This is a genomic window from Veillonella parvula, assembly GCF_040097785.1.
Taxonomy (GTDB): Bacteria; Bacillota; Negativicutes; order Veillonellales; family Veillonellaceae; genus Veillonella; species Veillonella parvula_D.
Genome location: NZ_JBBNNS010000004.1, coordinates 125,076 through 140,044, shown reverse-complemented (window position 1 = coordinate 140,044; position 14,969 = coordinate 125,076). Strand labels below are relative to the sequence as shown.

The 14,969-nt window shown below is 40.2% G+C and carries 5 protein-coding genes; 1 reads left to right on the top strand and 4 read right to left on the bottom strand.

Translation table 11 applies throughout. The features are described from left to right. Positions 1-303: 303 nt before the first annotated feature. Entirely contained in the window at positions 304-6,522 is a 6,219-nt protein-coding gene (locus AAA071_RS08225) for an ESPR-type extended signal peptide-containing protein (protein ID WP_316072914.1), read from the bottom strand. 700 nt (positions 6,523-7,222) lie between these two features. Here AAA071_RS08225 and AAA071_RS08220 point away from each other — a divergent pair. Further along, positions 7,223-7,489, top strand: a complete 267-nt coding sequence (locus AAA071_RS08220) for a hypothetical protein (RefSeq protein ID WP_004692901.1) — start codon at positions 7,223-7,225, stop codon at positions 7,487-7,489. A gap of 112 nt (positions 7,490-7,601) precedes the next feature. Here AAA071_RS08220 and AAA071_RS08215 read toward each other — a convergent pair whose 3' ends face one another. The 3 genes from AAA071_RS08215 to AAA071_RS08205 form a co-directional block, all read right to left on the bottom strand. Further along, positions 7,602-8,246: a hypothetical protein gene (locus AAA071_RS08215; protein WP_316072915.1), complete on the bottom strand. Its 645-nt coding sequence runs from the start codon at positions 8,244-8,246 to the stop codon at positions 7,602-7,604. Positions 8,247-8,352: 106 nt separating this feature from the next. Continuing rightward, complete coding sequence (locus AAA071_RS08210) at positions 8,353-13,851, bottom strand: ESPR-type extended signal peptide-containing protein (RefSeq protein WP_349234131.1); 5,499 nt, start codon at positions 13,849-13,851, stop codon at positions 8,353-8,355. 419 nt (positions 13,852-14,270) lie between these two features. Further along, positions 14,271-14,915 (bottom strand): hypothetical protein, encoded by a 645-nt coding sequence (locus AAA071_RS08205; RefSeq protein WP_287525864.1) that lies wholly within the window; start codon positions 14,913-14,915, stop codon positions 14,271-14,273. Positions 14,916-14,969 lie beyond the last annotated feature (54 nt).

Sequence of the window (14,969 nt, the reverse complement as noted above, 5' to 3'; positions counted from 1 at the left end):
CTACACTCACTTCCAAATCATAAATATTTATGAATATACAAAAACTCCGCCATATACCTTATGAATATGCTAAATGTACTAATTTTTTCGCATAAAATTAACTTCATAAAAAAAATGTATTTCACCTTAGTAAACTATTATGATCTGACTATTACTCACCTATTTTAATTACATTACAAAATACTATGACATATATATGCTCAAATAGCTATTGAATCTATTTCTTGCATGCAAAAAGGCGCCAAAAGCATTTCGCTTTTGGCGCCTTTTATAAGCACTGCCGTATCAATATGTTATTTCATATTATTTCAAGCCCGCTTGTTGCATCAATAATGCAATTTGTGCTCTCATTTCTTCGTTGTCGCGTTGTACTTTTTCATACTTAGCTTTCAAAGCAGTCATTTCATCTTGCATTACGTACATGGAGCTAATAGGTCCACCTTTGTAACGTTCAGGAACCGCTTTCTTCGCATCAGAAGTACCGAATTTACGAGTTACACCAGCATTTACCATGTTATGGTGACTACCAACAGATACGCCTACATGGAACATAGTATCTTCTGCTGTGTAATGTGCAACGCCAAGAGCCGCCGCAGTTTCACCTCTGTAATTACCGATACCAGCCATCACTTGAGTTGGTTCCAATGGATCATATTGAATAGGTTTCAATGCAGACATAGCCGCTGCATGTGCGCCTACACGTTGTGTTTCGCCCGCTACGGAGTTAATAGCATTAGCTAACCCATCTGTAGCACCTTTCAATTGATTTACGTTAACTGCATCAGTGCCGTTTACACCAGGGCCTACATTGGTAATTGTATTACCGCCGTTGTTGAGGCCATCTTTAGTAAGGCTTACTGCATTACCGCTAGCAGGTGTAATTGTTACACCGCCACCGTTCATAACAGTAGTATTACCTGCAGCATCCTTAGTGGTTACTGTTTCAAGACCTTTCAAGTCTTTCGCCATACGAACCTTAAGGTTGCCAGTACCATCGGATACAACACCTAAATTATCTTCTGTAGTCAACTTGCTAGCATCAGTAATGCCACCCACTACATTAACTTGTTCGTTAAGCTTTTTCTTGATTACGGAGCCGCTATCGCCACCGTATTTCATACCATCGTCTTTAGTTGCCACTTGGTGTGTCTTACCATTTTCGTCTTGGTACTTAATACGAGTGATGTTGTTACCGTCTAAGTCTGGATCACCTTTATCAACGGTAATATCCGCATTACGGCCGTCTTTACCAGTTAAACCAATATGACCAACACCGTCTTTACCGGACATGGATACAGCATCTTTACCGTCTTTGCCTGTGATACCTACTTTGCCGTCTGTACCGTCAGCACCGTTAGGACCTGTAATGGATACGCCGTCTTGACCGTTTTTGCCAACTTTCACTTTATCAGTAGTTAAACTGTCAGTCTTAAGGTTTTTCGCCATCTTGATATTAACATTACCATCTTGGTCGGCTACTGTTTTAATATTTTCGCCGGAGTATTTATCGTCAGACTCTGTACCTTCACCTTTGATAGTAACCTTTTGGCCTAAATCACGGTGGAATTCACCTGTATTACCGGCGAAATTCATACCTTTTTTCGTGATTTCATCACCTAAGTTATTAATCTTATTATCCAAGGATTTGTGAGATTTTTGCAATTGATCTTCTGTAGCAGCACGACCGCTTGTGATGTTGTCAGGATCCCAATCTTTGTTTTCCAAACCTGTCACGTAGCCGTCTTTACCATCAACAGATACCTTGCCTGCTGCAATCTTACCATCTTTACCATCGATAGTTACCTTGTCGCCAGCTTTAATGGTACCGTTTTCACCGTCAATTGTTACATTGCCAGCTTTAATAGTACCTTTGTTGCCGTCGATTGTAACTTTATCACCAGCCTTGATAGTACCTGTAGTACCATCCATTGCGATTTGTTTCGTAGCATCAGAGCCCAATGTCACTTGATCTTTAAGACTTACTTCGTAGTTCTTGGAACCATTCGCATTGGTGCTAGGTGTCACAGTAATATTATTACCTGCCGATACCGTTGTAGATGCAGCTGCTGTAGCTTTATCCAATTGAGATTTATTAACTGCATCGTTAGGGTCCGTGCCGTCAGCTACATTCGTAATCTTGTTACCGCCGTTATTTAAGCCGTCTTTTGTAAGACTTACTGCATCACCACCAGCACGATTGATGGTCATACCATCACCATTGATAACAGTATTATTGCCGCCGTTTGTAAAAGTAGCAGATGTCAAGCCTTTCAATTCTTTCGCCAAGCGCAATTTCAATGTATCGGAACCGTCGGAAACTACACCAATGTTATCTTCAGCAGCTAATTTGCTTTCATCGGAGATACCACCCTTAACATTCACTTGATTGTTAAGTTTCTTTTTAATTACATTACCTGTATCGCCGCCATACATCATACCATCATCAAGGGTTGCAAGCGTATGTGTATTGCCGTCTTTATCTTCGGTCACTAAACGATTAATGCTTGTGCCATCTACACCGTTTTTAGCGTCGCCACCTTTAAGTGTAACGCCGTCTTGACCGTTTTTACCGGCAATTGCCACACTATTAGCTTTGAGGTTTTTGTTCATCTTCACATCGATAGTTGTGTTACCATCTTGATCTTGTGTGATGAAAGTTTTAAGGTTTTCACCGCTGTAGTTAGCATCAGCATCAGCACCTTCACCCTTAACAGTAACCGTAGAGCCAAGTTTATTAGTTTTTATGCCGCCACTGTTAGCGTCGAATTTCAAACCTTTATTAGTTAATGCATCTTCACTATCTTTGATTTTATCTTTCAAGTAATCCACATTAACCGCTTCGCTACCATCGTTACCTGTAGCATACGCCACGTTTGTTACATGAGTGCCACCGATTTTATTAGCATAGGTAGGACCTTCATAAGTTACTTTTGTCTTATCAACGGCACCATTATTATCCAAATTATACTTAACAGCACGATCGTTTAATTTATCGAGGCTAGATTTAGATGCAACATCCTTAATCTTAACAGTTTCTTTTGTACCTGCATGGTTTTTATCCTCTACAGTCAAGTCAACATCACCGTTAGAATCAACTGTATAAGCACCATCTGCAGCAGCCGCATTTTTCACCAAACGGTAATCTGTAGCAGCAGCACCTTGATTCTTAACTACATCACTGATTTTTTTCAATTGATCTTCTGTAGCAGCGCGACCGCTTACAGGATTAGTTGTATTCACATCCCAATCTTTATTATCAAGACCAGTTACATAGTTGTTAGAATCAGCGTGTTTACCCATTGTTACACCGCCGGCTTTCACAGTATCTGTAGCTGTCAATGTTTGAACATTAAGATTTTTGTTCAATTTAACGCCGATTGTAGTATCATCGCCAGTTTGCGTAATTTCAGTAGTGATATTACCATCACCATTTACTGTTACTTTAGAACCAAGTTTGTTCGTTTTTTCATCGTTATTATCAGCATTAAAACGAAGGCCCTTGTTGATAAGTTCAGTTTTTGCATTACTAATATTAGTATTTAATTCGTTTTTGGCATCGTGCAATTGACCGCCGTTTACAGCGTCCTTACTGCCTGCGCCTACAGTACCATCAGCAACATTTGTTACCTTTTGGTCATTCGCATTAAGACCTGTTGGAGATACATATGTTTTACCGCCTACAGTCAAACCGCTGTTATCAATCTTAGTATTACCAGCTGTAACACTATCCAATCCAGTCAATGTTTTAGCTAATTTCACATTCAATGTGCCATTGCCGTCGGATTCAACTCCGATATTACCGTCGGATAATGTGCCTGTAGCACCACCTTTAACAGTTACAGTATCGCCTAATTGTCTGTTACTTACAGTACCTGTATCACCGGCAAAGTTCAAGCCTTTATTAATCTTTGTATTAATGTTGGAAATATCTTGTTTGTTTTGAGCAATATTGCCGGCATTGTTTGTGATATTTTGCTTATTATCAGCGATATCTTGTTTATTCTTGTCGATTTGAGTCTTATTAGTGTTAACTTTATCGTTAACTTTTTTCAACTGATCTTCAGTAGCACCACGACCAGATACAGCCGCAGGATGATCTACATCCCAATCTGTATTTGTAAGTCCTGTTACATGACCAGCATCACCGTCTACAGTTACAGGATATGCTGTACCTACGGTAATTTTATTACCTAAACCAACAGTATATTCCTTACCACCTGCTGCGTTTGTACTTTCTGTTACAGTTACATTCGCATCCTTTGCTTTTACAGTGGATGCTTTGGCTGTACCGCCGATAGCAGCCTGTAATTGACTATAGTTAACTGCATCATTAGGGTCGCTACCATTAGCAACATTAGTAATCTTTTGATTATTCGCATTGAGACCTGTTGTAGATACATAGTTCTTACCACCTACAGTCAAGCCACCATTATCAATCTTAGTATTACCAGCTGTAACGCTATCTAAACCTGTCAATGTTTTAGCTAATTTCACATTTAATGTGCCATTGCCATCGGATACAACACCGATATTACCGTCAGATAATGTGCCTGTTGCACCGCCTTTAACAGTTACAGTATCACCTAATTGTCTGTTGCTTACAGCACCCGTATCGCCAGCAAAGTTCAAGCCTTTATTAATTTTTGTATTAATATTAGAGATATCTTGCTTATTTTGAGCGATATTGTTGGCATTGTTTGTGATATTTTGCTTATTATCAGCGATATCTTGTTTATTCTTGTCAATTTGAGCCTTATTAGTGTTAACTTTATCATTAACCTTTTTCAACTGATCTTCTGTAGCAGCGCGGCCAGATACAGCCACAGGGTTATCTACATTCCAGTCTTTATTTTGAAGGCCTGTTACATGACCTGTAGTACCGTCAATCGTTACAGGGTTTGCTGTACCTACTTTAATAGTATTACCCAAAGTCATGTTGATAGTTGTATCACCATTAGCTTGTGTAATTGCGGCATTAATATTGTTGCCGTCACCTTTGATGGTAACTTTAGAACCTAATAGATTATTTTTCGTGCCACCTGTATTAGCATCAAAGTTAAGGCCTTTATCTATTGTGTCTTTATTGAATTTAATAGCATCGTGAATCGTGCCTTTACCTGTGTTACCGATATTGCTCATCGACAAGTTACCCGTATCAGGGTCAAGCGCTGCATTGCCACCTAAAATGCCTTTTGTAGTACTTGCCAAATTACCTAAAGTATTAGCAACACCATATAATTGGCTACCGTTGATTGCATCTGTAGATTGTGCATTCACACGACCGGCAGCTACATTTGTAATGGTACGTTTTACCGTATCACTACCTACACTGATTGTGGAATCAGCAGAACCGCCGGCATAGTTTTTATACCATAAACCATTTACCAATTGATTTGGTGTGCTTACTGTAGCATCAGTCTTGGAGTTAGCACCTAGTGCAACGGAACGTTCATGTGCAGCATTAGCAGATACACCTAATGCCATAGAGTTTGTTTGCTCAGCTTTACTGCTTAAACCTAATGCTACAGCACCTACCGCACCAGTAGATGTAGAAGATTGCACACCTATTGCTAGGGAATTACCACCAGATGCAACAGAACCATCACCAGCCGCGATATCAGCGTAGCCATTTGTAGTACTACCCCAACCGAGTGCAGTAGAGTGAGAGCTATTAGTTGTAGCATTCGTCCCCAATGCAGAAGAGCCCTGTTTCAAAGCTTTAGAGCCATTACCGATAGCTACCGCCCAATCACCTCTAGATTGAGAACCGTTACCTATAGAAACCGCACCACCACCACTGGATTTCGCATCATTACCGAACGCCATGGAAGAACCACCATAAGCACGTGCATTGGAACCGAAGGCTTGGTCATTAGGAAGACCTATCAATTTATTGGTTTCATCATAGCCGGCACGGGCATTATTACCAAGAGCAAAACCATTAAGAGATGCCACGCGTGTTTCATTACCTAATGCTACACTGTTATTGGTAATCGAACGAGAGTTATGACCGATAGTTACAGCTTGTGCACCATCAGCACTAGTACCGGAACCAACAGCAATTGCATTAACAACCTTGGTCGTTGCACCTTGACCGATGGCGATACCACCTGTTCTTTGATCTGCTGGAACATCTGCCCCTTTGGCAACATCAACAGTTACAGTTGCACCTTGTCCGATAGCAATACCGCTCTGTGTTTTACCTTCATCAGTATCACCTCTACCTACAGATGCATTAGTACCGATTGAAATACTATAGTCACCCTTAGATGCCGTATTATCACCGATAGCAATACCACCGTCATTTTCAGCTTGTGCACCGTTACCTCTTGTAATAGGTGCCCCTAAGGCATCGGTAGGCATCATAACGCCTGTCAGCATAACGGCAACTGCTGTAGCACCTACCATTTTAGAGAATACAACCGACAAAGAAGAACGTTTCGTCATGTTCTTTGCTGTTTCTGCCACAACGACATAGCAGCCCTTTGTGCGATTCCAAATCACTTTAAATACTCGATTCATTAATCTTTCTCCTATAAAACTTATAAAACTTACTAACTATCCTATATATTTAATGAAATAACAATGATGGATCGATGATGTATTGAGAATTCATCGACATTCTTGAATGTGTATATCTAAAATACCACATATTACAGGAATTGTAAACTTTTTTTCATTTTATTTTCATAAAACTTTTGTGTTTAAGATATTAATAATTTCGATAAAATTAAATATACTGAATATTCTACATAAATGCTGTATTTTTTTACTATTATTCACCAACTTTCATAAATAATACTAATATGCTCCATAATTATGTACCAATATCACTTCATATATAATCAATTTATTTTCTCTTCATCATTCTGATTTATGATGAACCATATAATAGAATGATATCTTTGCATAAACAGATATCGTACAGTGTTTCTGCCATTTTGACTCAATGTACGTACACAATTACTACATACCTACTTAAGCCAATTAACTATTGCACAATCAATAAAGGTAGCATTTTATTATATAGTAAAAGGAATGACAGGTGAAATTCAAATCGCCGTCATTCCTTTTTTATTCTAAGGCACTCTAAAGGCGTATTGGCGGGCTTTATAGGCTTTATAGAAATAGAGCATATGTGTATAAAAACAATTTATACGATTACTCCATGTGTTTTTTAATTTTTATTGTTATACTGAAAGCAGAAAGGAGGAAGAAATCTATGTCAGAACTCAATATCTTACAACAAAATATAGATAAACCAAATACGGTTACAGAAGAAGATATCGTAGTTACACGAGATAATCAAACTTTCACAATCAAAGGTCGCTTTAATGGGGAAGAAGGCGTATTCACATATGATGCGGACGTTCAACCTAACGATCAGTTACAATTTCTGCATCACAACTTTACGGCCATCGTAAAAAAAATTACATATAAGGTGATTCAAGGTCAGCGAATCACATTGATTGCAAAATTATATGCATAAAAATATCGGGGTATTGTTAATACAAACAACACCCCGATATTTTTTATCGGTCATACAATTATAAGAAATACAACACAACAACACTTAATTCTTATAATTGAATCATCTAAAATTATTGAATTGTGGGCGCATTAATCGCTTTGCGAAGGTCCACTGTGTGAAGTTCGTCCATTGCAGGAGCTGCTTTTTCATCCACAGGTTTCACGCGATTATTGCCGTCTTTCATAGCTTCATTCAAACTGAAGATGACCATTTCGTTCATGTAGAAACGCAATTCATCATCATGTACATTGGCTGTATTGCGATCCAAGATATCGATGATTTGTTGCGCATAGTCCAATTTAGCATCTTCAGATACAGTCGCATGTTCTGTAAAGAACTGTTTATAATCGTTATACAAACGATCTAACGCCATGCGCGCATAGCTGTCGTTTTTGTAACGATGACTCACAATGTACCAGCTGCGACGAACGTTCATGTAGTACAACACATTGTTACGGTACCGTTCTTGACCGGTCATAATGCGGGAATCATCCATGATACGTTTGCCCTTTTGGTCCAATTGGAATTGTGTGAAAGCATTCACTACATCGCGAACTTCTTCGCTAGGTACAGGAACTGCAACTTCCGCTTCAATCACATTCAATGGTTCAGCCGGTTGTTCTGGCATCATCAATCGATCTTGAGCCGCATCCGCTTGACCTACTGCACACACACAAGCAAGTGCCAATACAGGCATAAATGTTTTGAATTTCATAAATCCTCCTAATGACGAGCCGCCCCTCAAAGGGCGGCTTTCATATTCCTTACATGATTCTTACATGACTAGAGTATACTAAATAACCCATTTAATCAAGTCAAATTTACTTTGTAAGCCCTGCTTGTTGCATCAACAATGCAATTTGAGCCTTCATTTGTTCATTATCTTCCTTCACAGAGGATAATTCATCAATACGTTGTTGCATACGTGCATTATCAGCCTTCACAGAAGACAATTCGTTAAGGCTTTCTTGCATGCGTGCATTTTCAGCTTTCAATGCTGTTACCTCATCTTGCAACACATAAACAGAGCTGATAGGGCCACCTTTATAACGTTCTGGAATCGCTTTCTTCGCATCGGAGTTACCGAATTTGTGAGTTACACCAGCATTCACCATATTGTGATGACCACCAACAGATACACCCAAATGGAACATAGTATCTTCTGCAGAGTAATGTGCAACACCTAATGCCGCCGCAGTTTCACCTCTGTAATTACCAACACCAGCCATTACTTGAGTTGGCTCCAATGGATCGTATTGAATTGGTTTCAACGCAGCCATAGCCGCTGCATGAGCGCCTACACGTTGTGTTTCGCCCGCTACAGCATCGATTGCATTCGCCATCTTATCTGTTGCACCTTTTAATTGATTTACGTTAACCGCATCAGTGCCGTTTACACCAGCCGCAACATTGGTAATTGTATTACCACCGTTGTTAAGGCCATCTTTAGTAAGGCTTACTGCATTACCGCTAGCAGGTGTAATGGTTACACCGCCACCGTTCACAACTGTGGTGTTGCCCGCAGCGTCCTTAGTGGTTACGGATTCAAGACCTTTCAAGTCTTTAGCCATACGAACCTTGAGGTTACCAGTACCGTCGGATACGACACCTAAATTATCTTCTGTAGTCAACTTGCTAGCATCAGTAATACCGCCGATAACGTTTACTTGTTCATTAAGCTTTTTGTTAATCACGGCACCGCTATCGCCACCGTATTTCATACCATCGTCTTTAGTTGCCACTTGATGGGTTTTACCATTTTCGTCTTGGTACTTAATACGCGTGATTTCGTTGCCTTCGATATCAGGGTCGCCTTTTTCAACAGAAATATCAGCACTACGACCGTCCTTACCATTAAGACCGATGTGACCTACACCGTCTTTACCAGACATGGATACAGCATCTTTACCGTCTTTACCAGTAACGCCTACCTTGCCGTCTGTGCCGTTCGCCGTATCTGGGCCTGTGATGGATACGCCATCTTGACCATCTTTACCAACTTTAATAGTCCCTTTATCGCCGTCGATTTCAACCTTGTCGCCAGCTTTGATTGTGCCTGCATTGCCATCGATAGCGATTTGTTTCTTCGGATCGGAGCCCAATGTTACTTGGTCTTTAAGACTTACTTCATAGTTTTTGGAACCATTCGGATTGTCGCTTGGCGTAACCTTAATATTATCGCCCGCTGTTACCGTTGTAGTCGCAGCAGCTGCAGCTTGATCCAATTGGGATTTATTGACTGCATCAGTTGGAGCTGTACCAGCAGCTACATTCGTAATCTTATTGCCACCATTATCCAAACCATCTTTAGTTAAGCTCACAGGGTTACCGCTAGCAGGTGTAATCTTCATGCCGCCGCCATTTACAACTGTAGTGTTACCTGCAGTATCTTTAGTTGTTACTGTTTCAAGACCTTTTAAGTCTTTTGCCATACGAACCTTGAGGTTATTGCTACCATCGGATACGACACCTAAATTATCTTCAGTAGTCAACTTGCTAACATCAGTAATACCACCGATTACGTTTACTTGCTCATTAAGCTTTTTGTTGATTACGGCACCGCTATCGCCACCGTATTTCATACCATCGTCTTTGGTTGCCACTTGGTGTGTTTTACCATTTTCGTCTTGGTATTTAATACGCGTGATTTCGTTGCCTTCAATATCAGGGTCGCCTTTTTCAGCAGTAATATCCGCACTACGGCCGTCTTTACCACTTAAACCGATGTGACCTACACCGTCTTTGCCGGACATGGATACAGCATCTTTACCGTCTTTACCAGTAATGCCTACCTTGCCATCTGTTCCGTTCGCACCATCTGGACCTGTGATAGATACACCATCCTTATTATCACCTTTGCCAACTTTTACAGATTCAGCTTTAAGATTTTTGCTCATCTTCACGTCAATGGTCGTGTTGCCTGTTGCTGCATCTTGTTTGATGAAAGTCTTGATATTTTCACCGCTATAGTCACTATCAGCAGCTTTACCTTCGCCTTGTACGATTACTGTAGAACCTAATTTACTAGTTTGTACACCGCCTACATTGGCATCAAATTTAAGGCCTGTTGCAGTTTGATTTGCCAAAGCTTGTTTCAATTGGTCTTCTGTTGCGGCACGACCAGATACAACATTACCTGGATCCCAAGTCTTATTATCAAGACCTGTAATATAGTTGCCTGTATTACCAGGATTCGCACCATCAGCTTGTTTACCCATTGTTACGTCGCCTGCTTTCACAGTGTCCGTAGCCGTAACAGTTCTAACATTAAGATCTTTCTTTAATTTAAGAGCAATCTTAGTATCATCACCAGTTTCAGTAATTTCTGTAGTGATGTTATCATCGCCGTTTACCGTTACTTTAGAGCCTAATTTATTCGTTTTTTCATCGTCATTATCCGCGTTAAAACGAAGGCCTTTATTGATAAGGTCAGTTTTAGTAGTATCAATTTTATCATTTAAATCATTCTTGGTATTCGTAATTTGGTCACCAAGATCTTGCTTAACTTGATGTAATTGACTGCCGTTTACTGCATCTTTAGAGTTTGGAGCCACATCACCATTAGCAACATTTGTTACCTTTTGGTCATTTGCATTGATACCGTTTGGAGATACATAATTCTTACCACCTACGGTCAAACCGCCGTTATTGATGGTAGTATCACCAGCAGTAACGCTATCCAAACCAGTCAATGTTTTAGCCAATTTCACATTCAATGTGCCAGTACCATCGGATACAACACCGATATTGTTATCAGACAATGTGCCTGTAGCACCGCCTTTAACGGCAACAGTATCACCCAATTTCTTATTGATTGTTGCACCGGAGTCACCGTCAAAGTTCAACCCTTTTTCAATAGTTTTATTGATTGTAACGATATCGCCAGCGTTCTTTGCGATATTTTGCGTATTATTAGCAATATTACCGGCATTTGTTGTGATATTTTGTTTGTTATCTGCGATAGCTTGTTTATTTTTATCGATTTGATCCTTATTGGCATTAACTGTATCGTTAACCTTTTTCAACTGATCTTCTGTAGCCGCGCGACCAGGAACAGCAACAGGATTGTCTACACTCCAATCTGTATTTTGAAGGCCTGTTACATGTCCTGCATTACCATCTACAGTTACAGGATGTGCAGCACCAACATTGATTGTATTGCCTAATCCAACAATATATTCCTTACCACCTGCTGCATTTGTACCTTCTGTTACAGTTACATTTGCATCTTTTGCTTTCACAGTAGGCGCTTTATCGATAGAGTTAATCACATTTTGTAATTGACCATAGTTAACCGCATCATTAGAGTTAGTACCATCAGCTACATTGGTGATCTTTTGGTTATTCGCATTGATACCGTTTGGAGATACATAGTTTTTACCATCTACGGTCAAACCGCCGTTATTGATAGTAGTACCGCCAGCTGTAACACTGTCCAAACCAGTCAATGTTTTAGCCAATTTAATATTTAATGTATCAGTGCCATTGGAAACAACACCGATATTGTTATCTGTCAATTTAGTTACATCAGTCACGCCGCCCACAACATTAGTTTGTTCGCCTAATTTATGAGTGAATTTATTATCTGCAGCTGCTGCAGCTTTTACATCGCCTGCATAAGATACGCCTTTTTCTACTTCCGTTTTAACTGCAAACAATTGGCTACCATTGATAACATCAGTGGAGGTAGCAGAAATACGACCAGCCGCTACATTAGTAACAGTCCGTTCCATACCTGCTTTGCCTACGCTTACTGTGGAAGCAGGGTTTGTGCCTGCAAAGTTATGAGTTACCCCATTGATTGTAGCAGAAGGAGTAGCCACAGCTGCTGCTGTTTCAGAGCCATTACCGATAGCTACGGCATTGTCATTAGCTACTTTCGTATTATTACCAAGAGCTAAACCGTTAGCCCCTGTCACAGTAGCACTGTTACCTAAAACCATGCCATTATCTGCGGAAATAGTAGAGTTACTACCTACTACATAGGAATTATCCGTTGTAATAGTATTCTTGTAACCGAATGCACCAGCTTTATTACCTTTAACTGTACCAGCAGTAACCTTTTTAATTTTATCGCCATTAGACTCTGTAGTTTCTGTAACAGTAGCCGACCCTACAGTATTTTCGCTGCCGATAGCATATGCATTATTACCATATACCTTATTGCCTCTACCAAGAGCGCCTGCAGCTGAACCAGATAGAGTAGCATTTGTCATATCAAAGCCTACTGTATTCGCATCGCCGAGGGATGTGGATTTCTCACCATATGCACCGGCTTGGCTACCGATAGCAAGAGAGTTATTCCCCCAGCTACGAGCCATAGCACCAATAGCGGAGCTAGCCACACCTTTTGACAAGGAGTTAGCACCGATAGCATTAGAGCCTGTGCCTAAAGACTGTGTCATCATACCAATAGCAAGGCTTGCATTTCCGATAGAAGCAGTATTTACATAGTTCTTACTATCATTAAGCCCTGCTGTACCCAATCCACTTGGATATAATGCAGCCACTTCACGGTTAAAGTTTTTTTGCGTACCTGGCACCGATAAATCAGGAATGGCCTTATATAAATCAGGCTTTGCCTGATCGATATCATCACCGCCGATAGCGATAGAAGACTGACCAATAGATCTTACATCACCACCGATAGCCACAGATTGTGTGCCATATACCTTCGCTACGCTACCGATAGCTACAGATTGTGAAAACAGCTGTCCGTCACCATCAACAGTAGCATTCTTTCTAATTATATTAGCTTCCGCTGCAGCACCGATGACTACGTCACCTCGAGAACCGTAAGAAGCGGCTTCTGCACCCATTACAACTGCACCGGATCCAGGTTGTTGATGATACTTGGAAATCGTGCTCTTCGCTTGACGACCTATTACAATATCGCCATTTTCCTTAGCTACTGACCCTTGACCGATAGCAATAGTACCCGCAGGATATGGAACCTTCACTCGTTGTTGACCTTCAGCCTTCGCACCATTACCGATGGCAATACCATTTTCACTTGTTGCTAATGTAGCCGCGTCATTACCTATCGCCACAGACTTAGCACCTGCGGATTTTGCATTATCGCCGACTGCCACGCTATTGCTACCAGTAGCAGCAGCGCCAGGGCCTTGTATTACATTTGCTTCTGCAATTCCCGATACTAAACAACCCGTAATAGCAAACGCGCATAAAGCCGCACGAAAAGTAATGCTCGTTCTTGCAGAATTCACACTAGCTTTACCGCCACCGCTCTTAACTAACTCAGATACTACAACGTAGCAATTTTTAGCTTTACTCCAAATTACATTATAAATTCGATTCATGTTATTCCTTTCTCACCGAATTACCGGACTTGCCGGTTACGCATTATGTTTATAGCCTCATATAAAAAAGTAAAATAAAAGAAGAAGTAATAGATATAAAAAATCATCTACACTTCTAACATAAAACAATAGTACTCAATACTATAGTTTAAGTACTATTACGTATATCTTTTCCTATAAGATACTCACTCTAGCGACTACTATATCAAAAATATTCAATATTGTAAACAACTTTTTCATGTTTCATTCATTTTTATAGTTTATTTAATAGATTTAAAAAATAAGATAAAAATTCTTCATCTTTTCTATATATTTATGGAATTAAATTTACATATTTATATATAAAAGATTTACTCTATGTATGACAAAAGCCGAGGCAATTTGTGCCTCGGCTTTCATCATATGATATAGTCTAAATTTTATTGAATTGTAGGTGCATTAATCGCTTTGCGAAGGTCCACTGTGTGAAGTTCGTCCATCGCAGGAGCTACTTTTTCATCTACAGGTTTTACACGATTATTGCCGTCTTTCATGGCTTCGTTCAAGCTGAAGATCACCATTTCATTCATATAGAAACGCAATTCATCATCATGTACATTGGCCGTATTGCGATCCAAGATATCGATGATTTGTTGCGCATAGTCCAATTTAGCGTCTTCAGATACAGTCGCATGTTCTGTGAAGAACTGTTTGTAATCGTTGTACAAACGATCTAATGCCAAACGCCCATAGCTATCGTTTTTATAACGATGGCTCACGATGTACCAGCTGCGACGAACGTTCATGTAGTACAATACATTGTTACGGTAACGCTCTTGACCGGTCATAACGCGGGAATCATCCATGATACGTTTGCCCTTTTGGTCCAATTGGAATTGTGTGAAAGCGTTAACAACGTCACGAACTTCTTCGCTAGGTACGGAAAGTGCCACTTCTGTTTCAAGCACATTCAATGGTTCAGCTGGTTGTTCTGGCATCATCAATCGATCTTGAGCCGCATCCGCTTGGCCTACCGCGCATACACAAGCCAGTGCCAATACAGGTATAAATGTTTTGAATTTCATACTTCCTCCTTATGATGAGCCGCCCTAGAAGGGCGGCTTTCATATTCCTTACAT